We start from the raw sequence: 23,285 nt of genomic DNA on the forward strand, positions 1-23,285 counted from the left end.
CCACTAGGAGCGACGTTGTCCGAGAACATCAGCGCCGCGGACGCCGGCACCCCGCCGGGCACCTGGTTCGGCGCCCGGCTCCCCGCCAACGCGGCCGCGGCCGGCTCCCGCGTCGCCCTCGTCTTCGAGGACCGGACCTGGACCTACGCGGAACTGGACCTCTCGGTCCGCCGCGCCCTCGGCCGCCTCGCCGAGCGGGGCGTACGCAGGGGCGACCGCGTGGTGATGCGGGGCGAGGCCCGGCCCGAGGCCATCGCCACGATGTTCGCCGTGACGCGGATGGGCGCGGTCCTCGTCCCCGTCCACCCCCAGATGACGGGGCGGGAGCTGGACGTCGTCCGCGAGGAGACCGAGCCGCGCGCGATCGTCGCCGACGGAGCCTTCCTGGAGACGCTGGCGCCGGGGACGGAACTCCGCCTGACGTGGGAGGAGATCAGCGCCCCCGACACGCCCCCGGTGGAGGCCGACGCGCCGCCCGCGGGTTCCGACATCGCGATCATCGCGTTCACCTCCGGGACCTCGGGACGGCCCAAGGGCGCCCAGCTCACCCATGACAACCTCCACTGGAGCATGGTCAACGGGATGGCCCGGCTGCCCGTGACCGAGGACGACGTCGTCCTGGTGGCCACACCGCTGGCCCATGTGGCCGTCCTCGGCGGGCTGCCGCAGTACACCTGGGCCGAGCGCGGGACCGTCGTCCTGGCACCGAAGTTCGACGGCGGCCTCTTCGTCGACCTGGTGCGGGACCACAGGGTGACCGCCGCCTTCGCCGTACCGGCCATGCTGTCCCTCCTCACCCGGCACGCCCGCTTCGACGGCCCCGACCTCGACTCGCTGCGCTGGGTCCTGGCGGGCGGCTCGCCCGCGATGTCGTCGACGACCACCCGGCTCCTCGAACGCGGCGTCCGGGTCGTCAACTCGTACGGCCTGACGGAGTCCAGCGCCGGCGTCACCTACGCCGTACTCGACGAGGTGGCCGACCGGCCGACCTCCGCCGGGCCTCCCGTGCCGCACGTCGAACTGATCGTCGTGGACGACAAGGGCGCGGCCGCACCCGTCGACGGTGTCGGCGAGATCTGGCTGCGCGGACCGTCCGTGGCGTCCTCGTACCGGACGAGCACGGGACCGCTGCCCGTGACCGACGCCGACGGCTGGTTCCACACCGGGGATCGCGGCCGGTACGACGAGCGGGGGCGGCTCGAAGTCGTCGGACGCGCCAAGGAGCTGATCATCACCGGCGGCGAGAACGTCGACCCGGCGGAGGTCGAGAACGCCCTCGCCGACCTCCCGCGCGTCCTCGAAGTCGCCGTCGGCGGCACCCCGGACCCCGTGTGGGGCGAGCTCGTCACCGCGTACGTCGTGGCGAGCGCGCCCGAGCCGACGCTCGACGACGTCCGCGGCCACCTCGAAGGCCGGCTCGCCCGGCACAAGTGGCCGCGACGGCTCTGCGTCGTCCCGGCACTGCCCCGAGGGGCCACCGGAAAACTCCGGCGCAAAGCGCTGGGCGACCTCACCGCACTGTCCGCCGACCGGCTCCCGGCCGGTGGTGGCACCCCCACCAGCGACCCCACGACGACCGGCGACACCACCACATCAGAGCCGCACACCCAGGAGAGACCGTGACGGAGACCATGCGGGCAGCACGTATGCACGATGTCGGCGAGGCCATGCGGATCGAGCGGGTCCCCGTCCCCGTGCCGGGACCCGGTGACGTACGGGTGGCCGTGCACGCCGTCAACATCGTGCCCAACCTCGCCAACATCCTGACGATGTGGACGACCTGGTTCCCGCACAGCCCGCTCCCGACCCTCCCGGCGATCTTCGGCCTGGACCCGGCCGGAGTCATCGACGCGGTCGGCGAGGGCGTGGAGGGCTTCGAGGTCGGCGACCGGGTGTACGTCAACCCGGGCCGCAGCTGCGGCTCCTGCCGGTCCTGCCGCAACAACGACTCGATCAACTGCGCCAGTTACGCCTTCGCCGGCTACTTCGGCTTCTCCGAGTCGGCCCTCGGACTCCTCGACCGCTACCAGGGCGGCCTCGCCGAGTACATGGTCGCCCCCGCCTACGCCCTGGTGAAACTGCCCGAACAGCTCTCCTTCGACGCCGCCGCCCGCTTCGGCTACATCGGCACCATGTACTCGGCGCTGCGCAAGGCCGGCGCCGGCCCCGGCAAGACCATCCTGATCAACGGCATCAGCGGCACCCTCGGCATCGCTGCCGCCCTGCTCGCGCCCGCCCTCGGACTGACCCACGTCTACGGCACCGGCCGCGACCGAAACCTCCTGGAGCAGGTCGACAAGCTCGCTCCCGGCCGCTTCCACCTGCACTCCCTCGACGACGGCCCGCTAGACGACTGGGTCCGCGCGGAGACCGGGGGCTACGGCGCGGACATCTACATCGACGCGCTCGGACCGGGCGCCCCGCACGAGACGTTCCGCGCGGGTATGCGGGCCCTGGCGCGCGGCGGTGTCGCGGTCAACATCGGCGCCATCGCCGGTGATGTCCCGGTCGACGTCCACCGCATGATGGACCAGCAGCTCCGGCTGATCGGCTCGGCCTGGTTCACCTCGGGAGAGGGGCAGGCGATGGCCGACCTGGTCGCCGCCGGGCTGCTCGACCTCAGTCCGCTCGAACACCAGGTGTTCCCGCTGGAGCGGGTCAACGACGCGATCAGCGGCACGGCCGAGCGCAACGGCGGTTTCAGCAACTTCGTCGTCAGTCCGGTGGCGACGGCCTGACCAGTACGGCTGTCGTCCCACCGAGGCGGAACGCACCACCCCGACAGGAACGAGAGGAAGACCTCACCATGCCCAAGGTGACCTACGTGCAACAGGACGGCACGGAGACCGTGCTCGACCTGCCGCCCGGCACCACCGTCATGCGCGGTGCGGTCGCGGCCGGCGTCCGGGGCATCGTCGCCGAGTGCGGCGGCAACCTGATGTGCGCGACCTGCCACGTCTACGCCGCCGAAGCCGCCCTCTTCCCGGAGCCGACCGCCGACGAGGACGAACTCCTCGACTGCACGGCCGAGCCCCGGCGGGACGACAGCCGACTCAGCTGCCGACTGACCCTCACCGACCTGACGCGCGACCTGTCGATACACGTGCCGGGAGCCCAGACATGACGACCAGGGAACCCGGAATCGTGATCGTCGGCGCGGGCCAGGCGGGCGTCCAGGCCGCCGAGTCACTGCGCGACGCGGGCTTCACCGGGCCCCTCACGATCATCGGAGACGAACCCGAACTCCCGTACCAGCGACCTCCGTTGTCGAAGGAGTACCTCGCCGGAAAACTGCCCTACGGCGAACTCGCCCTCCGCGCCGACCGGTTCTACGCCGACCGTGACATCGACCTGATCGTCGGGCGCCGGGTGGTGGGACTGGACAGGGCGCGGCGCCGGGTGACACTCGACGACGACAGCGAACTCCCTTATTCACACCTGGTGTTGGCCACCGGCACGCGGCCCCGTTCGCTGCCGCTGCCGGGGTGCGGTCTCGCCGGGGTGATCAGCCTGCGGACCCGTGCCGAGGCCGACGAGCTGCGGCGGCGGCTGGGCGAGGCGCGGAACGTGGTGGTGATCGGCGCCGGGTTCATCGGCCTGGAGTTCGCCGCCGCCTGCCGAGCCGTGGGGCTGAGCCCGGTCGTTCTCGACATCGCCGAGCAGGTGATGGGCCGTGCGGTCTCCGCGCCCACCGCCGCCCACTTCGCGCAGCGGCACCAGGAACTGGGCACCCGGCTCCTGATGGGCACCGCGCCCGTCGAACTGATCGGCCTGGACCGCCGGGTGACCGGCGTCCGCACGGCGGACGGGGTGACGATCCCCGCCGACCTGGTCGTCACCGGCATCGGCGTCCTCCCCAACGTCGAACTCGCCACCCTGGCGGGCCTGGAGAGCGAAAACGGCATCGTCGTCGACGACCGCCTCGCCACCGCGGACCCGCACATCTCGGCGATCGGTGACTGCGCGGCCTTCCCCGCCCCGCACGGCGACCTGCGAAACGCCCCGCAAGGAGCCCCGCACGGCGCCCCCGATGCCGGGGGACGGCGGATCCGGTTGGAGTCCGTACAGAACGCCGCCGACCAGGCCCGCTGCCTGGCCGCCCGGCTGACCGGCGCGCCGCGTCCGTACGACGCGCTGCCCTGGTTCTGGAGCTACCAGGGCGACCTGAGGCTCCAGATCGCCGGCCTGTCGACCGGCCACGACCGGACGGCCGTGCTGGGCGACGACAAGGGCAAGGGCTTCTCGGTGCTCTGCTTCCGCGACTCCGCCCTGATCGCGGTCGAGTCCGTCAACCGCCCCGCCGACCACATGGCGGCCCGACGCCTCCTGGCCGCGGACATCGAGGTCACCTTCGACGATGTCGCCGAACCCGGCTTCAGCCTGCGCGGCCATCTGGCACGGGCCACCGATTCGGAACGGAGGACTCCGGCATGACGACGGATGCACCGAACTCTCGCCCGCCCTGGGCATCGGCGTTTTCGCCGAGTAGACGCTGGTGGCGGCCGGGCAGTGCACCAAGGTGGATCCCGAGGCCTCACCGGCGGCGGCCGGACTGCTGGGATGCGGGGTGATGGCCGGCATCGGCGCAGCCATCAACACCGGCCAGGTGGGGCGCGGCGACACCGTGGACTTGATCGGTGTCGGCGGGGTCGGCGGCGCCGCCGTCATGGGCGCCCGGGTCGCCGGGGCGGCACGGATCATCGCGGTGGACATCGACGGGCGGAAGCTCGACACCGCGAAGCGGCTGGGCGCCACCCACACCGTCAACTCCCGGCAGACGGACGCTGTCGACGCGATCAACTCCGTGGAGTAGCGGGAGTAGCGGGAGTAGCGGGAGTAGGGGAGCAGAGGCCACCGGCCGACCGCACGGTCAGCCCTCCAGCCGGCGCAGCCGTTCCGCGTCGCAGGTGCGGGGGCAGGTGGCGCAGGCCTCGGCCGGGCGGATCGTGTAGTAGAGGCAGCAGCCCTTGCGGGTGCGGGTCGGGTGTTCGCGGCCGTCGCTCGTGCGGAGGGAACGGAAGTCGGCGCCGCCGGGGAAGGGCGCGTGGGCGGTCGGGAGTACCGCGGAGGCGGCCCGGACACCGGCGGCCTCGTCGCCCCGCATACGGCCCAGGTACCAGAGACCGGAGACCAGGTCGTCGGAGACCAGACCCCACAGCGCGCGCGAACCCCGGCGGACGTACGGGCCGATCGCGTCCAGCACCGGGCCCATGTGGTCCGCGACGGCGGCCCTCAACTCGGCCCGCAGGGACTCCTGATGGGCGACGGCCCGGGTGCCGGGCAGGGCCGTCGCGGGGTCGTCCGGCAGACAGGCGAGGTCGGAGCCGGGCCGGATCTCGAACACGCCCGTCGCGAGATCGACCCGTATGTCGTCGGGGGCGATGCGGGGCACGCGCCGCTCCAGGTACCAGGCGCCGCTCATCAGCAGGCCGACCGACCAGGCGTAGTCGTGCAGGGCGCGGGAGGCGGCGACATGCCGGGGCGCGGAGTGGTCGTAGCGGTCCTGGATGCGGACGGCCTCCGCCTCGACGAAGGCCCGCACACTCTCCTGACCGTCGAGCAAGCCGATGGTACGCGTGGCCACTTGCGGTGGCCGCGCGCCGTGGGACGGCGGCTGCCGGTCGGTCGGGCGGCCGGGTTCCGCCACGCGTACGGACAGCGCCTCGCACACCGCGTCCAGGCGGCGGTAGACGGCGGCGAGGAGTTCCGGGACCTGTGTGGCGGTGTCGGCCTGGGCGTTTTCCAGGTGGGCCGCGGTCATCGGTAACTCCAGAGCGTGAAGAGGTTTTGGCAGTCAGGGGAGGTAAGCCTTACCTTAACTGCAAGATCGCGTGCTGATGACCAGGCGGGGTGTGAAGCAGTCGTGGCGTCGCTCGCCGACATCGCGAAGGGCGTCGGCGAGGTGCTCCCCAAGCGGTAACTCCCGCGGTTCCCCGGGGCGGGCCCCACCACGAGAAGGGCCCGCTCTGCCGACCTCCCACCCGCTAGCGGAAGTTGTGCACCACCCCATGCGTCTGTACCTGCTCGCGCTCAACCCCACCGACTCCGTCACCGAGGGCTTCCTGCCCGCCGCCGTCCGGCTCGGCCTGGACGTCACGATCCTCACCGACCAGCCCGACGGCCACCGCGACGCATATTCACATCACCAGGCGATCGAGATCCTCGACTGCGACGTACGTGACTTCCGTGCCGTGGTCACCCGGATCTCCACCCACCACCGCCCGGACGCGGTCTTCACCAACAGCGACCACCTCCAGACCCAGGCCGCCCTCGCCGCCCACTACTTCGAGCTCCCCGGAAAGGACTGGAGGGCCGCCCTGCGCGGCAAGGACAAGGGCGAGATGCGCCGCCATCTGGCCGCCGCCGCGGTGGACACCGTCTGGTCCGTCGAGATCGCAGACCCGGCCGACCTCACCGGCCCCCTCGTCGCCGACGCTCCGTACCCCTGCGTGGTCAAGCCCCGCGAAGGCGTAGCCAGCGAGGACGTCGTACTCGTCGACACCGCCGAGGACCTCGCGGCCCGCGGCAAGGAGATCCTGACCCGGCGCCCGGGCCTCACCCTGGTCGTCGAGGAGTATCTGCCCGGCGAGCTGTACACCCTGGAGACCCTCGGCGACGGCCACGTCCGGCACGTCCTCGGCGGCTTCCACACCGAGCTGTCCCCGCCGCCGTACTTCGTCGAGAAGCGCATGACGTTCGTACCGGCCCACCCCGAGCCGGTCGTCGCCCAGATCCTCGCCCAACTCGACGCGCTGGGCGTCGGGTTCGGGGCCTGCCACGCCGAGTTCGTCGTGCACGAGGGCCGGGCCCGCATCATCGAGGTCAACTACCGGGCCATCGGCGACCAGTGCGACCTGCTGCTCGCCCAGCTCCTCGACCTCCCCCTCTTCGAGCACATCCTCCGCACCCACCTCGGCGAGCCGCTGCCCGCCGACCTGGACACCCGGCGCGACGGCGCGGCCCGCCTGGAGTACCCCTGCGCCGACCGGGCGGGCACTCTCGTCGCCGCCCCCGACGCGACCGAACTCGTCGTCGACGGCGTGCATCTGACGTACCGTCCGCTGCGGAAGCCGGGAGAACGCCACGAGCTGTACCGGACGAACCGCGACTACCTCGGCGTGCTCCGCGCCACCGGCACCGCACTGGAGACCGTCGACCGGGTGGTGGCCGACTTCCTCGCCGCGCAGCGCTGGGAGATCCAGCCATGACCGCCTGCGCTTCCGCTGACTGCGCTTGCGCTGCTTCCGCCGCTTACGCCGCTTCCGAAGAGGCCGCCGTGTCCGCCGTCGCCACCACCGGCGCACCCGCCACCACCGGCGCACCCGCGCCCCCCGACACTGCCGAAGCCGAACTCCTCACCCGCGTGCTCGGCGCCCTGCTCCGCGAGGACGTCGCCGGCCTGCGCACCCGCAGCACCCTCGTCCACGGCTCCGACGACCTCGACGGCTCCGACGGCCCCTGGCTCCGCCTTCCCGCCGCCGACGGTGACGACGCCCTCCTCCTCCCCGTCGCCGAGGACGGCTTCCAGCACCCGTACGCCGCCCGACTTCCCTTGCTCGTAAGGGAGTCGGACAGCGCGCACCTCACCACCTGTGACACCGTCCTCGCCGAGCTGCGTGCCCTCGCCGAGCCCGTCGACCATGACGGCTTCGACGCCTTCGCCGAGGAATGCCGCCAGACCCTCGCGACGATGCGGCTGCACGAGGCGACGGGGGAGGAGATCACCGACGGGCTCACCGACCTGTATGGCGCCGACCTCGCCGACTGGACCGGCCTGCGCGGCGGCCTCGCGTACGAGACACTCGCCGCACGCCTCGATCACCCGGTCTACCCGACCGCACGCGGCCGCTCGGGCCTCGATGAGATCCAACTGCGGGCCTACGCACCGGAGTTCCACCCGGAGTTCGCCCTTCGGTGGCTCGCCCTCCCCCGGGAGTCCGTCACCGTGACCGGGGACCTCCCGGACGGCTGGCCCACCCCGTCCGGGCTCGGCCTCGCGGATCTCGACCGCACGCATGTCGTGCTGCCCGTCCACCCGTTGACCGCCGGCGCGTCCCTCGGCACGGCGCTGCGTGAGGCAGGGCTCGCGGACGGGGCCGTGCTCGCCGACCGGGCGTACCTCTCCGTCCTACCCACGCTGTCGATGCGTACGGTCGCGCCGGCCGCGGCCCCCTCGCTTCATCTCAAACTGCCCCTGGCGACCGCCACGCTGGGTCTGCGCAACAAGCGGTCGATCAAGCCCGGCACCCTCGTCGACGGCGCCGCCGGACAGCGACTGCTGACGGCGGTGATCGACCGCGAGCCCCGCTTCCAGGGCCGTGTGCTGCACGCCGACGAGACGGTGTACGCGCACGCCGGTCACGAACTGCTCGCCGTACTGTGCCGCCGCTACCCGACCGGCCTCGACGACTCGGTCGTCGTCCCCATGGCCGCCCTCCTCGCCCAGGCACCCGGCGGAGGACTGGTCGTCGACCACCTCGCGGACCGCTTCCACGGCGGTGACCCGACCGCTCTGCTCGACGCCGTGCTCACCTTGCTGTTCGACTGGCAGACCACGCTCTTCGGGTACGGCATCGCGCTGGAGTCGCACCAGCAGAACGTCTCCCTGGTGTTCGGCCCCGACCCCGGCGACCTGCGTCTGCTGCTGAAGGACAACGACGGGCCACGCATCAACGGCGCCCGCCTGGCCGCCAAGCTCGGCGACAGCGGAAGCGGAAGCGGAAGCGGAGGGGTAAATGAAGGGGAAGTCGGCGGCACCTGGGGCTTCGACGACACCCGCACCTTCACCACCGACGACCGCGCGGTGGCCGACGTCTTCACCACCATCACCGTCCATCTGTGCGCCGGCGCCTACGCGTTCGGCCTCGCCCGGCACGGCCGCGCCCCGCTGCCGGAGCTGCTGAACCTCGTACGGGACCGGCTCAGCGAGGCCGTCGACCGTCTCGGCGGTGACGCGGCGGCCGTCCTGCGCGAGCGGGTGCTGAACGCGCCCGAGCTGCCGGTGAAGGCCATGGTGAGCGCCGGAACCCTGATGAGCAAGGAGCGGACGGGCGCCGCCGACATCAACAAGCACTACACCACCGGGCCCAACTACCTTCTCCCGGAGGGTGGTTCGGCATGACCGCCGAGACGCTTCCGGCACGTTCCACGATCGGCCGCCGACAGGTGCGTGCCGTGGCCGCCTGCTACTTCGTGGCGTCGTTCGCCGCACTGGGGCTGCCGCCGTACCTCACCCTCCTGCCCCCACATCCGCGTACCCGCTGGAGCCACTGAATGCCCCCGCTCACCGACTCGCTCGGTACCACCCACCTCCCCACCGCCGACGACGCCGTCGCCCACACCCTCCTCAACTGCCTGCTGCGCGAGGTGTCCGGCCCCGAACACCAGATCGCCGTCACAGACGGACACCTCCTGCTCCGCCTGCCCCGCCGCGGCCTCCTCCTCCGTGTGGCGCTGCGCCGTAGGTCCATGCTGGGCGCCCACCGCTTCACCGGTCCCGTCCACGAGCAGTCCGACACGGGCTGGAGCGAACTCGACTGGCGCCGCCTCGCCGAGTACACCCACGACGAACTGTCGCTGCGCACCGGCGTCCGCAACGACGAGTTCCTGCACCAGATCGACTCCAGCCACCGCACCCTCGCCTCCGCGCTGACCGCTCGCGAGACCGGCGCGCCCGCCCCGCACGGGCTCCCGGACTACCTCGCCTCCGAGCAGTCCCTCCTCTTCGGCCACCGCTTCCACCCCACCCCCAAGGCCCGTACGGGCGACGCGGACGCCTGGCGGTCGTACGCCCCCGAGACCGGCGCCTCCTTTCCACTGCGGCACCTCGCCGTCCGCGACCACCTGATCGCCGAGGAGAGCGCGGAGGCCGGAGCCACCGCCGTGCTCGACCGGGCACGCGGCGACGTCCCCGACGGCTACCGGCTGCTGCCCGCCCACCCCTGGCAGTACGAGATGCTGCGCGAACACCGGCTGTTGCGCGAGGCGCTCGGCCGCAATGACATCCTCGACCTCGGTCCCGGCGGCCGGGAGTACGCGGCCACCGCCTCCGTCCGCACCCTCTTCGACGGCGACGCCTTCCTGAAGTTCAGCCTCAACGTCCGCATCACCAACTGCCTGCGCAAGAACGCCAGTTACGAACTGTCCGGCGCCGTCGCCCTCACCCGCGTCCTCGCCCCGGTCCTCACCGACCTGGAGGCCCGCTTCCCCGGCAGCGCGATGCTCCGCGAACCCGCCTACCGCAGCCTTGCCCTCCCCGGCCCCGACGGCACCCCCGACCGGACACTCCTCGAAGGCTTCGGCGTGATCGTCCGCGAGGGCCTCTCCCGTCGGCTGCTGCCCGGCACGACCCCGCTGCTCGCGGCCGCCGTCGCCGACGAGTACCCGACCAGCGCCGCCCACATCTCCCGCCTCCTCGACGGCGCGGGCCCCGAGACGGCCCTGAACTGGTGGAAGGCCTACCTCCGTCTCCTGGTCCCGCCCGTCCTCTCCGCCTACTTCGACCACGGCCTCGTCCTGGAACCCCATCTCCAGAACGTCCTCATCTGCGTCGACGCCGACGGCCTGCCCGCCCAGGTCCTCTTCCGCGACCTGGAGGGCACCAAGCTCCTCCCCGACCACCACGCCGGCATCCTCGCCTCCCTCCCGCCGGAGGTCGCCGGCCCGATGTCGTACGACGCCCGGCGCGGCTGGGACCGTGTCGTGTACTGCCTCCTCGTCAACCACGTCGCCGAGCTGCTCGCCGCCCTCGCCGACCTGTACCCGGAGACCGAGGCCGACCTGTGGGCGGCGGTCCGCGCGACCATCAGGACGTACGCCGGGGAGGAGGGCTGCCCGCCCCGCCTCTCCGCCCTGCTCGCCGGGGTGCCGCTGCCCGCCAAGACCAATCTGCTCACCCGCTGGGAACGCAAGGCCGACCGCGAGGCCGGCTACGTCCGCCTGCCCTCACCCCTCGCCGAGGACGTCCTCCGCTGGAGCCCTCGATGAGCCGCGAGCCCTCGATGAGCCGCGAGCACTTCATGAACCAGGCGCATTTGACGAACCAGGAGCAGTCGATGACCCTCCCCACCCCCGCCGTACGCGACCGCGTCCTGTCCCTGCCTCCCACCCGACTCCCCGCATACGTGTACGACATGACGGCTCTGCGCGCACACGCCGCACACGTACGCGCGGCTCTCCCCGAACAGGTCGAGCTGTACTACGCGGCCAAGGCCAACCCCGAGCCGGAGATCCTGGCCGCGCTCGGCCCGTACGTCGACGGCTACGAGGTGTCCTCCGGCGGCGAACTCGCCCACGTGGCCCGGGCCGTTCCGGGCAGACCGCTGGCCTTCGGCGGCCCCGGCAAGACCCCGGACGAGATCCGGGCCGCCCTGGAGCAGGGAGTCGAGCGCTTCCACGTCGAGAGCGAGCACGACCTGCGGATGCTCGCCGAGCTGGCACGCCTGGTGGCACCGGCCACGCCGGTCGGGGTACTGCTCCGCTTCAACCTCGCGGTGGCCGACGGTGCTCTGGCGGGCAGCTCGCTCGCGATGGGCGGACGGCCCACCCCGTTCGGCCTGGACCCCGGGCAGGCGCCGGACGTGCTCCGCCCCCTCACGGACGGCACGTACCCACACCTCGAACTGCTCGGCGTCCACGCCCATCTGGCGAGCGGACTCGACGCACCCGAACAGATCTCCGTCGCCCGCTCGATCGTGGAGTGGGCGACGGGGCTCGGCGTACCGCTCGCCGAGGTGAACGTCGGCGGCGGCATGGCCGTCGACTACGCCCACCCCGAGAGCCGCTTCGACTGGAAGGCGTACGGCGACGGCCTCGCCCGGCTCGCCGACGCCCACCCGCGACTGACGCTGCGCATCGAACCCGGACGGGCGCTCACCGCGTACTGCGGCTGGTACGCCACCGAGGTGCTGGACGTGAAGCGCAGCCACGGCGAGGAGTTCGCCGTGGTCCGGGGCGGCACCCACCATCTGCGCACCCCGGCGACCAAGGGCCACGACCAGCCGTGCTCGGTGCTGGCGGTGCAGGAGTGGCCGCACCCGTGGCCGCGCCCGGCGGCCGAGGGCGAGTACGTCACCCTCACCGGACAGCTGTGCACGCCGAAGGACCTGCTGGCGCGCGACTCCCACGCGCCGGGGCTGCGGGCGGGGGACCGGGTGGTCTTCGCCCTCGCGGGCGCGTACGCCTGGAACATCTCGCACCACGACTTCCTGATGCACCCCCGCCCCGGTTTCCACTTCCTCGACTGACACCCGTCCGTTTCCTCGACCGACCGTCTGCTTCGCTCCCCGACGGAACCGACCGCCCGCCCGACCCCTCTGGGGGAGTGTGACCGTTGACAGGGCGGGCAGGCCGGGAGCAGACTCCTGCGTACAAGATAGTGAAGTGATTTTCACCTGACGAACAGAGTCGGCACCCGGGGACGGGACGCGGCGCGTCCTCAACGACGAGGAGTACTCAATGCACACCACTGTCGGCATCATCGGCGGCGGTCCGGCGGGGCTGCTGCTGGCCCGTCTGCTGCACAACGCGGGAATCGACAGTGTGGTTCTGGAACGCAAGGACCGCGTCTACGTCGAGCAGCGCCAGCGCGCCGGAATCCTGGAGCAGGCCACCGTCGACGTCCTGCGCTCCGCCGGCGCGGGCACCCGGCTGGACGCCGAGGGCATCCCCCACGACGGCATCGAGCTGCGCTTCGACGGCCGCGCCCACCGCGTCGACTTCCCCGGGCTGACCGGCGGACGCCGGGTGTGGGTCTACGCCCAGACCGAGGTCGTCAAGGACCTCATCGCCCTCCAGCTCGCCGACGGCGGACCCCTGCTGTTCGAGGCCGAGGTGCACGCGGTGGAGGGCGCCGACAGCGACCGCCCGCTGATCCGGTACAGCCACGAGGGCCGCGAGCAGACCCTGACCTGTGACTACGTGGTCGGCTGTGACGGCTTCCACGGCGTGGCCCGCGACGCAGTCCCGGACGGTGTGCGGACGACGTACGAGCGGACGTACCCCTACTCCTGGCTGGGCATCCTCGCCGACGCCCCGCCGGTCTACGACGAGCTGATCTACGCACACTCCGAGCGCGGCTTCGCGCTGGCGAGCATGCGGTCGCCGTCCGTGAGCCGCCTCTACCTCCAGGTCCCGAACGGCACCGACCCGGGCGACTGGTCCGACGAGCGGATCTGGGACGAGCTGGACGCCCGCTTCGCGCTCACCGCGAACCCCGGCTGGCGGCTCAAGCGTGGGCCCGTCACCTCCAAGGCCGTCCTGCCGATGCGCAGCCATGTCACCGAGCCGATGCGCTACGGCCGGGTCTTCCTGGCCGGCGACGCGGCCCACATCGTGCCGCCCACCGGCGCGAAGGGGCTCAACCTGGCCGCCACCGACGTCATCGTGCTGGCCCGCGCCTTCACCCGGCTCAAGGAGACCGGCTCGACCGAGCTGCTCGACACCTACTCCGACACCTGCCTGCGCCGGGTCTGGCGGGCCGAGCACTTCTCCTACTTCATGACCACGACCCTCCACGCGGACCCGGACCAGTCCCCGTTCGAGACCCGGCTCCAGCTCTCCCAGCTCGACCGTGTCGCCACCTCGCGTCACGCGGCGGCCGAACTCGCGGAGAACTACACGGGGCTGCCGCTGGAGACGGATTCCTGACCGGGACGGGGACGAGTGCCACGAGTGCCCGGCAGTGGGCGTCGCCGGGCCGCACGGTCGCAGAACGCAGAGAGCCGCGCGTCGAACGGATCAGTTCGACGCGCGCCCCTCGTACGTGCGGTGCGGGTCATACGTGCGGTGCGGGATGTCAGTGCGCGCCCAGGCCGCCGCTGCCGAAGCCGCCGCTGCTCTTCCCGCTCCAGCGCGGTCGCTTCTTCTCCGGGCTCGGTCGGGTCCCCTGGTTGCCGTGCACCTCGTACGGTGTCAGCCGGAGGTCGCTCTTGGGGATCTCGTCCGGTTCGCGGTTCAACTGTTCTTCACGGACAGGACCGCCCTCGGGGATCCGGGGATGCTCGTCGGGGCGCGGCCGGCGCGGCTCACGGGCCCGTACGCGGGCGCCCAGCCAGAGGGCGCCGATCAGCATGGCCACCACCACGACGCCTGCCAGGAACGGTGCGATACCGCCCAGTACGCTTCGTTCTGCGGCTATATCAGTCCATTCCATGTTCATAAGGGATGAATACCCCCAATATGTCGAGTGAATCGGCCCTCTTCGAACGGCTCGGGCGCGGGTGCCCTGCGCCGCGTCTCGAAAACGGAACCCGTCGAGCCGTGTGGGGCGGCTCGTTGGACCATGTACGGCGTGGATTCCGTCCGCTGTGTTTGGCCGGATCGGCTCCGGCTACCCGTCCGTGGTGACCTCGACGACGACATCCCAGCAGGAACTCATCCAATTCCTTGAGGACCGCTTCGCCTGTGCGCAGGCATGCAGCGAATGTGCGCGGGCGTGCGCGCTGCGGGCGAGCCTCGCCGATCCGGACGGGCCCGAGGGCCAGGAGAAGACGCGTCGCAAGGGCATCCTGTGCGCGGAGGTGTGCGACGCCACCTGCAGGGCGCTCTCCGAGGAGGTCAACCTGGACGAGGCCGGCATTCGCCTCCAGGTGGAGTGGTGCCGCACCGTCGCCCTGGAATGCGCGCGCGTCTTCGATGATTCCCCCGGCGCCGAGAGCGGCGCCGAGGCCTGCCGTGAGTGCGCCCAGGCCTGCACGGACTTCCTCGCCACCCTTCGCTGATCCCGGGATGCCGGGAAAGGTCGCGGCTCCCGGCTGTTCCCAATTACTGGAACACGTTCTAGCGTGTGCGCCGTCAGGTCGGCCTTGGGGAGCCTGGAGGCGCCGTGCACCTCGAACACACGCCCGAGCAGCAGCGGTTGCGCACCGAACTGCGCGCCTACTTCGCCGAGTTGGTCCCGGAGGGCGCCTACACCCGCCATGCCGACCCGGCGGCGCAGAAGCGGTTCTACCGCGAGACCATCCGCCGCCTCGGCGAGGACGGCTGGCTCGGCGTGGGCTGGCCCAAGGAGTACGGTGGGCGCGGCCTGACCGCCATCGAACAGTTCATCTTCTTCGACGAGGCCGCCCAGGCCGGCGTCCCGCTGCCGCTGATGGCGCTCAACACCGTCGGTCCGACGATCATGCAGTTCGGCACCGAGGAGCAGAAGTCGTACTTCCTGCCCCGCGTCCTCTCCGGCGAACTCGACTTCGCGATCGGCTACAGCGAACCCGACGCCGGCACGGACCTGGCCTCGCTGAAGACCCGCGCGGTCAGGGACGGCGACGAATACGTCGTCAACGGGCAGAAGATCTGGACGACCAACGGAGACACGGCCGACTGGGTGTGGCTCGCGGTCCGCACGGACCCCGACGCCCCGCCCCACAAGGGCATCACGATGCTCCTCGTCCCGACCACGGAACCCGGCTACTCCTGCACCCTCATCAACACCCTCGCCTCGCACGACACCACCGCCAGCTACTACGAGAACATCCGTGTCCCGGTCTCCCGCCGTGTCGGCGAGGAGAACAAGGGCTGGCGGCTGATCACCAACCAGCTCAACCACGAGCGCGTCACCCTCGCCGCCCACGGCACCATGGCCATCCGCTCGCTGCACAACGTGCAGCGCTGGGCCATGGAGACCAAGCTCGCCGACGGCCGCCGCGTCATCGACCTGCCCTGGGTCCGCCGCCGCCTCGCCCAGACCCACACCAGACTCGACGCCCTCAAACTCCTCAACTGGCGCATGGTCAGCGCCCTCCAGGAGGGCACCCTCACCCCGCAGGACGCCTCCGCCGTCAAGGTCTACGGCTCCGAGGCCCGCCGCGACGCCTACGCCTGGCTCATGGAGATCGTCGCCACCGCCGGCGCTCTCAAGGAGGGCTCCGCGGGCACGGTCCTCCACGGCGAACTCGAACGCGGCTACCGCTCGGCCGTCATCTTCACCTTCGGCGGCGGCAACAACGAGATCCAGCGCGAGATCATCTCGTGGATCGGCCTCGGAATGCCCCGGGTGCGGCGTTAGCTGTGTGTGACGAAGCTTTTTAGTTGGCACAAAAGCGGGATAGTTGGCACTGAGCTCAACGTTCGGCGGTGGCGGTATAGATCCCTCAGTGAAGATGCTGACAGGGCTTTGAACTGCTGTTATGTCGGGGCGAGGCTGCAGTGTTTGAGGAACGGATGGCCGTTTCCTCCGGGGCTGCGACGGCTATGTCGAGCGGAAGCTCCGTGTCTTGGTCGCAGGTTTTCATCACATGCGTCGCGTAGGGGTTCAGACGTCGACAGCGGCAGAACGGGCGGTTATGGCGGAGGTGAGCTTCGTGTTGCGCGCTTGTACGGGAGGTGAGGGGTCGCGTTCAGGGGAGCGGCGTCGGACCCTGAAGCACCTGAGACATCGATGTGGCTGGAGTGGCGGTGATCTCGTCGATGTCGATGTTCAAAGGTCTCTGCAGGTCGCAAGCCTGGGACAGCAAGGAGGCGTAACGATCGAGACGGAGGCGCAAGAGTCGACGAGGTGTGTGTAGCGGACCGTGGAAGACCCCTGCCTGGGCGACGACGTACTCGGCCATGGATTTGTTGTCCTCGCGGAGCATCCGTACCAAAGGGCTGAGGGCGCGTTCTCCCTGGGTGACGTTGCACCACACGAGGATTTCTCCAATGTGTGGGTTATGTCCGTAGTGCGCGGATCGGAAGCGTGGAATGTCACGGCAGATGGCATCCCAGTGTTGCTCGGGGAGATGCCAGTCGGCCATCCTCTGCCGCCTGCGGGCATAGTTGATTCGGGTTCTACTGGAATCCAGTTGACAGGCGACTGCTCTGATGCGGTTTTCGAACTCCAGCCAGAGGCCTGCCCTGTTGAGTCGTTTTCCAATGGAAGCGAGGAGTTTTGCGGCGTAGCCGGGTGGGATTCCGATCTGCGGTGCACAAGAAGGCCACGTTTCTCCGGTGATGAACTGGGTGAGCTGCAGAGATGAAGCCCGTCTCAAGGAATAGGCGAGCCGGGTATCGGGGCCGTTCATTCGATGCATTAACTCCGCGAAGTTGGGGTCGAACCATTCCTTGGGCAAAAACGAGGGGATCTCTTCGATCGTGTAGCGGTGGCTCGCTTTCTGCTGCCGCAGCCTTGAGTGTCGTTGATATCCGTGTGCTCGCCACGCGATGGCCCGCAGCAGGTCAGGCGAGACGTGCTCGCTGGCGCGGACGATATTGCCGATGTAGCTCGGAGCGCGCTGGTGCGCCTCCTGCGCCAGTGGGCGGAGGCGCTCGCGTAGCGAGGACAGATCGCGGTCGGCAAGGGCTGTGTCGGCCGCCAGCAGGAATGCGGCGCATTCGCCGGGATCTGTGGGTGGTGTTCGTACTCCCGTGAGCCTCTTGGAGCCGGCAGGGGCGGGGCCGGGTTGTTCGTGAAGCAGTTGAGTGATGGGCGAGAGGTGCCTGTCCAGCAGTTCGGTGAGACGGGCGGTCGGAAGCAGCGAGGTGCCGAGCGGCCAGCTCAACTTGATGAGGTGGGTGACGAGCAGCAGGTCCGCGATGGCTGTGCTGCCGTCGGAGTCGAGGTCGGCGTCCAGCCGTCGCTGTAGATCGATTAAGAGCGCTCGTTCGGTCGAGGTGAGGCTTGGTGGAGCGGGTTCGGTCCTGGCGTCCAGACGAGTTCCGCAAAGGGCGGGAAAGCGGCCGCGGTAGGAGCTGTCCCTGGTGACGGCCGCATTGCGGCACGCGGCTGGATGTGCGCCAGGGACTCGAGGTCGTTGGAGCAAGCTCAAACGCCGGTCAGCCAGACCGTTGAGCGGTTGATGGCAGCTGGGGCATACGTCGGAGAGCAAGCGATCGTGCCTGGTACAGGCGAAGGAGAGCGGCAGGTGCCATCTCAGTTTCCAAGCTCCACCGAATTCCTGCTGAATGGGGCTGCCGTCGCCGCGCAGACATGCGGGGCAATACCGGCTCGCCGCGTTCATGCCCCAGTCCACGGAGATCAGCGTGTTGGTGCGAGTCGCCGAATGCGGATGCGAGCGCAATACGGGAACAGCCGCTGCGAAGTGCTGCAGCGTGAGTGACTTGATCTCATGGGTGCTGAGCCGAGCCACCCTGGCGAATTGCAGTGCCAGATCTTCTGGCAGGCCCAAGAGGTGGCGAGCAGGAACATGCCGCCTATGACCGCTCAATCCGCCCAACTCTGCGACGCGGGTGGGAGAGCAACCCAACCGGTGGGAAAGGCGCAGGAGGAAGCCCGGCAGGGACTCCTCCGGTAACGGGGCGAGGCTTCGGGCGAGTCGGCGATGCCGGTCGCGTACGTCGGTCACGGTGGCAACCTCGGCGCTGTGGGTGCGGGTCTTTGCGGAGCGTAGTGTGGGGATGGGTCGAGCGTGATCTCAATGCCCTGAATTCACTCGTTCTGGAGTTCTCCAGGGCGTTGGAGTGCCCGACCGCCGGAGGGGCCTTGACCTGGTGAAGGCCCGAGAGGCCCCGGCATCGGACGCCATTCAGTCCTGCTGCCGATTGTTCTTGCCCGCCTGGTCGCTGACCCACGACAGCCCGCCGAGGTCGAGGCGTTGGCGGGTTCGGGTCACGGCAACGTATGCCAGGCGGGCCTCGCTCTCGTTGATCGTGGGCGTGGTCGACTGGGTATTGCCGGGTTTGGCTTCGTCGGCAGACGGGGGTTCGAAGTCGTTGCCGATCCTCACTGAGGCCCATTCCCCTCCCCTTGGCCTTGCGGTCGACACCGTCACCTGGGCGGCGTCCTCGGGCACGAGGCGGGCGACGGCTGCCAGGATGGCGTCGGGGCCGTGGGTGTCCACGAGGTCGACGAAGGGATGCAGATCGCGGCCGTTGGGGTCGTACGCGGCGTATTCCTGCAGGTCGTGCGGAGGAGGAAGTCGGCCTCGATTCGTGGCTGGGTGAGGGCCCAGATCTTGAGGTAGTGGTCGTGGTCGAAGCGGACTACGCCTTCGTCGACGTACCGAAGATCCCGCCACGCCTTGCGGGCGAACGGGACGAGAATGTGGGTGGGCAGCGCTGCGCTCGCCACCGCAGCTGCTCCGCGTACGGTGCACGGTTCAGGTTGTACAGGACCAAGTGCTCTGCGGACAGGGTGAGTTGACCCTTGTCCGACGAGACGGTGGTCAAGGTCCAGACGCCGCTCGGGGCAGCCGGGTCCAGGACCGGGTGGGGGCAGCGGATACCCCGGCGGGTCTGGGACATGCATCGCAGCGCATCGAGAGGCCGATCAGCGAGATAACGGATTTGGAGGAGCTTCACGATCGGGAGCACCGGGCGCTTGTCCGGCTGCACCGCGGTCAGGCATGCGAGAGGGGGCAGCGGGGTGAAGAGCCCCGCGTCGATCCGTCGCCGGGTGAACACGGCCAGGCGGCGCCGCAGTTCCGCAAGAGCGGGGGCGAGGTCGATGTCCGGTATCGGTGACGCGGCTATTCGAACCTGCGGAATGAGGTCTATTGATCCGAAACGGTAGGTGTTCTGGGTCGTTGGCCCCTGCGTGAGCGAACTCGTGGGGGATGCACGGCAGTTGTCGCCGTCGGCGCAGGAGGCCCTTCGGCTGCGGGCGGTGGCCGCACTGGTGGCGGGCCGGACTCGCGAGGATGTCGCGGCGGTCTTCCAGGTCTCGCTCAAGGCCGTGGACAACTGGTGGGCGAAGTGGCCGGCCGGCGGGCGCGAAGCGCTGGTGGCCCAGCCGCGTGGACGCCGGGTCGGCGAGCATCAGGTTCTCGGTGCGGTCGAGCAGCAGGCGGTCCGGCAGGCGGTTCTGGATCACCGCCCCTGTGACCTGGGGCCGGCGGGGCAGCTGTGGACGCGGGCCGGGGTCGGGGATCCGATCGCGAAGCTGTACCGGGTGCGGCTGACCGAGCAAGGGGTGGGCAAGTACCTGCGCCGCTGGGGGCTGTCCTTCCAGCGCCCGGACAAGCGGGCCGTCGAGCAGAACCCGGAAGCGGTCCGCGTCTGGCGGGAGGAGACCTGGCCGGCGATCCGGGCCAGGGCGAAGGCCGAGGGCGGCGAGGTGCTCTTCGCCGACCAGGTCGGCATCCGTTCCGACCAGGTCACCGGCGCACCCGGGGCGCCAAAGGAAGCACCCCGGTCGTCCGCCGCTCGGGCAACCGGTTCCCGGTCAACGCGATGTCCGCGATCAGCACCAAGGGCCGCATGCACTTCATGGTCTTCACCGAGACCTTCGACGCCGACGCCATGTGCCGCTTCCCGGACCGGCTCGCAGACCACTTCGACCGCAAGATCCACCTCGTGGTGGATGGTCACTCCGCGCACCGCTCCCGCAAGGTCCGCGCATGGCTCGCCAATCACCCGGACCGCATCGAACTGCACTTCCTGCCGTCGTACTCGCCGGAGCTGAACCCCGACGAACTGGTCAACGCCGACCTCAAACGAAGCCTGCCCATGCACAGCCGGGCCCGCGACCAGGCCCAACCCGCCGCCGAGACCCGCCGGTTCTTCCACCGCCGCCAACGGCAGCCACACATCGTCCGCGGCTACTTCGGCGGCCCACACGTCCGCTACACCCTCGAATAAAACCGATTGAGTTTCGGATCAATACTGTGCTGACCGTGATTGACCACCAAGAACGGGTACTTCTATGCCGAATTCACGGCGAGTCCCCCTGGCGGCCGGTCAAGGCGAGAGTGATCCCTGTCTGGCCATCTCGACATTCGGTCATTCGTGTGCTTGACCCGCTCTTTTCTCACTGGTTCCTTTCCGCTACTCCGGTAATCGGCAGGTTTCGCCCCCTGCCAGAGCGAGGGGGACAGGCTGGGCTGACACGTATCTTCGTTGTCCGTCGCGACAGGATGCGCCCGATCAGTCTTCGCTGCCGCACCCACCCGTTTCCGGATGCCGACTACGCCTGGCATCCGCTCTCCGATGTGGAGGGCGAGGAATTCGACGTGTATCCACGCGAGCTCGGCCTCTTTCTACGTGGATATCTGGAGGGCTGGATTCCCGATGGGGTCATCACCCTTGTCGAGTGATCACGCAATTCACAGGATGACTCCGGATATCCGGGCCCAGTACTCCAGTCGCACTTCGTGATCTGACGGACTGTCGGGATTGTCAGCCTCGGGATGCGCCCTTACTAGGTCCACGGTCGTAGGACTCCGGCCGAAGGACACGGGCCCCGCGACCGATGCTGCAAGAACGCCTCGTGCCTACGCTGACCGAAACGGTCCACCGCTGAAGGTGTCGTGACCATTCGCCGCCGAGCGCGCCACTACGAAGGGGAAGCCCATGCCCGCCAACGGTCAGAGCCACATCCGCGTCGCCCGCCCGTCGCGCGACCTCGTGGCGGCGGAGGACTTCTGGATCGGGGGCCTCGGGCTGAGCGTGCTGTACCGAACCGAGGGCGGCGATGCGCCCGGAGAGCACGACCTGCTGATGGTCGGCTGGCCCGACGCCTCCTGGCACCTCGAACTCGTCCACGAGGCGGTTGGGCCCGTCGAGCCGCGACCCACCACTGAGGACCTGCTCGTGATCTACCTCGACGAGCAGGTACCCGGGGAGCTGGTGACGCGCCTCGAGGCACACGGTGGCAAGCGCGTGCCGTCACATAACCCGTACTGGGACAAGTGGGGCATCACCGTCGAGGACCCGGACGGCTACCGGCTCGTGCTCTGCACGCGCGCATGGTCCAACTCCTGAGCCCGTGCTGTCGGGTTGCGAGGTTCAGTCGAGGTCGGTGAGGCGTCGCTTGTAGTGATGCCAGCGGGCGCGTGCTCGGTGGCGTCGTCGCCAGGTGGACCACTGCAGGTGGAAGGTCATGCGGCTGGTGGCGAGGCCGGTGGGTAGGTCCCGCAGGAGGTTGGCGAACAGCTGGAACAGACGGCGGGCCTCGGTGACAGTCAGGGCGATCTGCCCGAAGTCCGCGGGTGGTTCGGCGGTGGGGCTGGTCGGCAGGATGGGGGCGGGATGATCTCGCCGGTCCAGGCTGGCGATCACGGAGAGCAGGGCGAGGGCGGCCATCGCGAGAACGATATGGCGTCGCCAGGAGCGGTAGCGGCGGGCCTGGGTGTGATCCAGTCCGACGGCGTCCTTGCCGTTGGCGAAGTCCTCCTCAACTGTCCATCTGATCCCGGCGATCGCCACGAGGTCGGCCAGCGCCATCGAACGGCCTGGGGGTGCGTAGGCGTAGAAGTAGGACCGATCGGTGGGGTCGGCAATGCTGCGGCGGACCAGCAGGTGGTGGCGAGGGTTGGCGGTGGCGACCAGGGCCCAGTCGTAGACACGCGGCCCCTTGGCGCCTTGTCCGCACGAGAGCCGGTTCCAGGCCCGCTTGGGGACCTTCTTCGCCGCCAGGACATCGGCGCGGATCGGTCCGACGCCGGAGGGCACGGCGAAGTTGACGCCGACGGCGAAGACGTAGCCGATGCCGTGCTCCTCGAAGAAGCTGCGCAGCTTCGCGCTGCGGCCGTAGACCTCATCGCCCGCCGCCCAGTCCACCGCGACGCCGGCCGCGACGGCCCGTCGGGCCTGGTCCAGGGCAATGGCGGTCTTGGTGCGGAAAGTGAAGTCCCGGCCCAGTCCGGCCCGCTCGCACCGCTCGGGGTCCTTGGTCCAGTGTTCCTGGACGTAGAGGTCGCCGTCGATCAGGCAGTGTCCGAGCGGGCTGGCGTAGGTGCAGTACACCGCGACGACGGCGTTGCTGACCTGCCCGGTGGTGCCGGTGTACTGCCGTCCGACACCGGCGGTGGCCTCGCCCTTCTTCTCCTGGCCGGTCTCGTCGAAGACCAGCACCGCACCGGGCGCGGCCAGGTGGCGTACGGCGAAGCCGCACACCGCATCCAGCGCGGCGTCCTGGTTCGTCGCCGTATTGCCGGAGGTCCCGCCGACCGTGGTGCGGGATGTGGCCACCGGCATCAACTACGACCGTGTGAAGGCGAAGGTGCGCTGGGTGGACGGTGACGGGGCCGCCCACGCGGCCAAGGCCGGAGTGATGCCCGGCGCCAGGGCAGGCACCGGGGTGACGGTGTGGACCGACGGGCAGGGACGTGGGGTGTCCGCGCCCGTCAGCCAGGCAGAGGCGACGGCACGTGTGGCGCTGGCCGGTGCGGAGGTCGCCATGGCCGGATGCTTCCTGATTCTTGGGGGTGGACTCTCGGTGCGTCTGAGTGTCGAGCGTCGGGCGACCGCGCGGCGGGGTGAGGAGCGGGGGCGCAGGGCCAGTTGAGTCTCGGAGGCACGAGGAGTGTTCCCCCATTGCGGCCGTGACGGATGTGCACGGAAGGGATCGGGTCAGCCTGCTTCAATTCACCGGTTGCGTTCCGACGAGACTGCCGCGCCGGGAGTCCCGCCAG

At 70.1% G+C, this 23,285-nt stretch carries 20 protein-coding genes and 2 pseudogenes; 17 read left to right on the plus strand and 5 right to left on the minus strand.

Features of this window, described 5'->3' with window-relative positions; genetic code table 11:
- The first annotated feature begins 15 nt into the window (after window positions 1–15).
- The 5 genes and pseudogenes from OG622_RS45220 to OG622_RS45240 all read left to right on the plus strand — a co-directional run.
- Window positions 16–1,623 carry a class I adenylate-forming enzyme family protein gene (locus OG622_RS45220; RefSeq protein ID WP_371582933.1) on the plus strand — a complete coding sequence of 536 codons (1,608 nt, stop codon included), beginning with the start codon at window positions 16–18 and terminating at the stop codon, window positions 1,621–1,623.
- On the plus strand, window positions 1,620–2,738 hold the full coding sequence (locus OG622_RS45225) for an alcohol dehydrogenase catalytic domain-containing protein (protein ID WP_371582934.1): 1,119 nt from the start codon (window positions 1,620–1,622) through the stop codon (window positions 2,736–2,738). The genes OG622_RS45220 and OG622_RS45225 overlap by 4 nt, the downstream gene beginning before the upstream one ends.
- A 68-nt stretch (window positions 2,739–2,806) precedes the next feature.
- Entirely contained in the window at window positions 2,807–3,124 is a 318-nt protein-coding gene (locus OG622_RS45230; protein WP_371582936.1) for a 2Fe-2S iron-sulfur cluster-binding protein, read from the plus strand.
- Complete coding sequence (locus tag OG622_RS45235; protein WP_371582938.1) at window positions 3,121–4,434, plus strand: NAD(P)/FAD-dependent oxidoreductase; 1,314 nt, start codon at window positions 3,121–3,123, stop codon at window positions 4,432–4,434. The genes OG622_RS45230 and OG622_RS45235 overlap by 4 nt, the downstream gene beginning before the upstream one ends.
- Before the next feature lie 10 nt (window positions 4,435–4,444).
- A pseudogene (locus OG622_RS45240) lies at window positions 4,445–4,807 on the plus strand (zinc-binding dehydrogenase); the annotation flags it as partial.
- Between the two features lie 63 nt (window positions 4,808–4,870).
- On the opposite strand, the gene OG622_RS45245 reads toward OG622_RS45240, so the two are convergent.
- Window positions 4,871–5,761 carry a (2Fe-2S)-binding protein gene (locus OG622_RS45245; protein WP_371582939.1) on the minus strand — a complete coding sequence of 297 codons (891 nt, stop codon included), beginning with the start codon at window positions 5,759–5,761 and terminating at the stop codon, window positions 4,871–4,873.
- Window positions 5,762–6,008: 247 nt separating this feature from the next.
- On the opposite strand from OG622_RS45245, the gene OG622_RS45250 reads away from it, so the two are divergent.
- From OG622_RS45250 to OG622_RS45275, 6 genes are all read left to right on the plus strand, one after another.
- Window positions 6,009–7,208 carry an acetyl-CoA carboxylase biotin carboxylase subunit family protein gene (locus OG622_RS45250; RefSeq protein ID WP_371582940.1) on the plus strand — a complete coding sequence of 400 codons (1,200 nt, stop codon included), beginning with the start codon at window positions 6,009–6,011 and terminating at the stop codon, window positions 7,206–7,208.
- On the plus strand, window positions 7,205–9,121 hold the full coding sequence (locus OG622_RS45255) for an IucA/IucC family protein (RefSeq protein WP_371582941.1): 1,917 nt from the start codon (window positions 7,205–7,207) through the stop codon (window positions 9,119–9,121). Before OG622_RS45250 ends, OG622_RS45255 begins: the two co-directional genes overlap by 4 nt.
- The gene (locus OG622_RS45260) at window positions 9,118–9,273 is read left to right on the plus strand and encodes a hypothetical protein (RefSeq protein WP_371582943.1); all 156 of its coding nucleotides are present in this window, start codon (window positions 9,118–9,120) and stop codon (window positions 9,271–9,273) included. The genes OG622_RS45255 and OG622_RS45260 overlap by 4 nt, the downstream gene beginning before the upstream one ends.
- Window positions 9,274–10,986 (plus strand): IucA/IucC family siderophore biosynthesis protein, encoded by a 1,713-nt coding sequence (locus OG622_RS45265; RefSeq protein ID WP_371582945.1) that lies wholly within the window; start codon window positions 9,274–9,276, stop codon window positions 10,984–10,986.
- A gap of 68 nt (window positions 10,987–11,054) precedes the next feature.
- Window positions 11,055–12,245 (plus strand): type III PLP-dependent enzyme, encoded by a 1,191-nt coding sequence (locus OG622_RS45270; protein ID WP_371584422.1) that lies wholly within the window; start codon window positions 11,055–11,057, stop codon window positions 12,243–12,245.
- A gap of 211 nt (window positions 12,246–12,456) precedes the next feature.
- A complete protein-coding gene (locus tag OG622_RS45275; RefSeq protein ID WP_371582947.1) occupies window positions 12,457–13,647 on the plus strand; it encodes a 4-hydroxybenzoate 3-monooxygenase in 1,191 nt (396 codons plus the stop codon).
- Window positions 13,648–13,795: 148 nt separating this feature from the next.
- Here OG622_RS45275 and OG622_RS45280 read toward each other — a convergent pair whose 3' ends face one another.
- Window positions 13,796–14,158 (minus strand): DUF6479 family protein, encoded by a 363-nt coding sequence (locus OG622_RS45280; protein WP_371582948.1) that lies wholly within the window; start codon window positions 14,156–14,158, stop codon window positions 13,796–13,798.
- 184 nt (window positions 14,159–14,342) lie between these two features.
- Between OG622_RS45280 and OG622_RS45285 the strand changes: the two genes are divergently transcribed.
- Together OG622_RS45285 and OG622_RS45290 are read left to right on the plus strand one after the other, a co-directional pair.
- Window positions 14,343–14,720 carry a ferredoxin gene (locus OG622_RS45285; RefSeq protein ID WP_371584423.1) on the plus strand — a complete coding sequence of 126 codons (378 nt, stop codon included), beginning with the start codon at window positions 14,343–14,345 and terminating at the stop codon, window positions 14,718–14,720.
- A gap of 104 nt (window positions 14,721–14,824) precedes the next feature.
- Window positions 14,825–16,003 (plus strand): acyl-CoA dehydrogenase family protein, encoded by a 1,179-nt coding sequence (locus tag OG622_RS45290; RefSeq protein WP_371582949.1) that lies wholly within the window; start codon window positions 14,825–14,827, stop codon window positions 16,001–16,003.
- Between the two features lie 331 nt (window positions 16,004–16,334).
- Here the strand turns inward: OG622_RS45290 and OG622_RS45295 are convergent, their stop codons facing one another.
- Together OG622_RS45295 and OG622_RS45300 are read right to left on the minus strand one after the other, a co-directional pair.
- Window positions 16,335–18,278, minus strand: coding sequence for a TniQ family protein (locus tag OG622_RS45295; RefSeq protein WP_179201091.1), 1,944 nt, complete (start codon window positions 18,276–18,278; stop codon window positions 16,335–16,337).
- Between the two features lie 180 nt (window positions 18,279–18,458).
- A complete protein-coding gene (locus tag OG622_RS45300) occupies window positions 18,459–18,773 on the minus strand; it encodes a hypothetical protein (protein ID WP_371582950.1) in 315 nt (104 codons plus the stop codon).
- Between the two features lie 755 nt (window positions 18,774–19,528).
- Between OG622_RS45300 and OG622_RS45305 the strand changes: the two are divergent.
- From OG622_RS45305 to OG622_RS45315, 3 genes and pseudogenes are all read left to right on the plus strand, one after another.
- Window positions 19,529–20,511, plus strand: a pseudogene (locus tag OG622_RS45305) (IS630 family transposase).
- Between the two features lie 149 nt (window positions 20,512–20,660).
- The gene (locus OG622_RS45310; protein ID WP_371582952.1) at window positions 20,661–20,966 is read left to right on the plus strand and encodes a hypothetical protein; all 306 of its coding nucleotides are present in this window, start codon (window positions 20,661–20,663) and stop codon (window positions 20,964–20,966) included.
- Window positions 20,967–21,222: 256 nt separating this feature from the next.
- Complete coding sequence (locus tag OG622_RS45315) at window positions 21,223–21,633, plus strand: VOC family protein (protein ID WP_086750786.1); 411 nt, start codon at window positions 21,223–21,225, stop codon at window positions 21,631–21,633.
- A gap of 24 nt (window positions 21,634–21,657) precedes the next feature.
- Here OG622_RS45315 and OG622_RS45320 read toward each other — a convergent pair whose 3' ends face one another.
- A complete protein-coding gene (locus OG622_RS45320; RefSeq protein WP_371582954.1) occupies window positions 21,658–22,848 on the minus strand; it encodes an IS701 family transposase in 1,191 nt (396 codons plus the stop codon).
- Here OG622_RS45320 and OG622_RS45325 point away from each other — a divergent pair.
- A complete protein-coding gene (locus OG622_RS45325; RefSeq protein ID WP_371582956.1) occupies window positions 22,835–23,158 on the plus strand; it encodes a hypothetical protein in 324 nt (107 codons plus the stop codon). The two genes, OG622_RS45320 and OG622_RS45325, sit on opposite strands and share 14 nt — an antisense overlap.
- Window positions 23,159–23,285 lie beyond the last annotated feature (127 nt).

It is taken from the genome of Streptomyces sp. NBC_01314, from assembly GCF_041435215.1.
In the GTDB taxonomy this organism is placed as follows: domain Bacteria; phylum Actinomycetota; class Actinomycetes; order Streptomycetales; family Streptomycetaceae; genus Streptomyces.

Bases quoted from the DNA above. Each gene is read 5' to 3' on its own strand.
- OG622_RS45230 (WP_371582936.1), top strand. From the start codon at position 2,807: ATGCCCAAGGTGACCTACGTGCAACAGGACGGCACGGAGACCGTGCTC.
- OG622_RS45235 (WP_371582938.1), top strand. From the start codon at position 3,121: ATGACGACCAGGGAACCCGGAATCGTGATCGTCGGCGCGGGCCAGGCG.
- OG622_RS45245 (WP_371582939.1), bottom strand. From the start codon at position 5,761: ATGACCGCGGCCCACCTGGAAAACGCCCAGGCCGACACCGCCACACAG.
- OG622_RS45250 (WP_371582940.1), top strand. From the start codon at position 6,009: ATGCGTCTGTACCTGCTCGCGCTCAACCCCACCGACTCCGTCACCGAG.
- OG622_RS45255 (WP_371582941.1), top strand. From the start codon at position 7,205: ATGACCGCCTGCGCTTCCGCTGACTGCGCTTGCGCTGCTTCCGCCGCT.
- OG622_RS45260 (WP_371582943.1), top strand. From the start codon at position 9,118: ATGACCGCCGAGACGCTTCCGGCACGTTCCACGATCGGCCGCCGACAG.
- OG622_RS45265 (WP_371582945.1), top strand. From the start codon at position 9,274: ATGCCCCCGCTCACCGACTCGCTCGGTACCACCCACCTCCCCACCGCC.
- OG622_RS45270 (WP_371584422.1), top strand. From the start codon at position 11,055: ATGACCCTCCCCACCCCCGCCGTACGCGACCGCGTCCTGTCCCTGCCT.
- OG622_RS45275 (WP_371582947.1), top strand. From the start codon at position 12,457: ATGCACACCACTGTCGGCATCATCGGCGGCGGTCCGGCGGGGCTGCTG.
- OG622_RS45280 (WP_371582948.1), bottom strand. From the start codon at position 14,158: ATGAACATGGAATGGACTGATATAGCCGCAGAACGAAGCGTACTGGGC.
- OG622_RS45315 (WP_086750786.1), top strand. From the start codon at position 21,223: ATGCCCGCCAACGGTCAGAGCCACATCCGCGTCGCCCGCCCGTCGCGC.
- OG622_RS45320 (WP_371582954.1), bottom strand. From the start codon at position 22,848: ATGCCGGTGGCCACATCCCGCACCACGGTCGGCGGGACCTCCGGCAAT.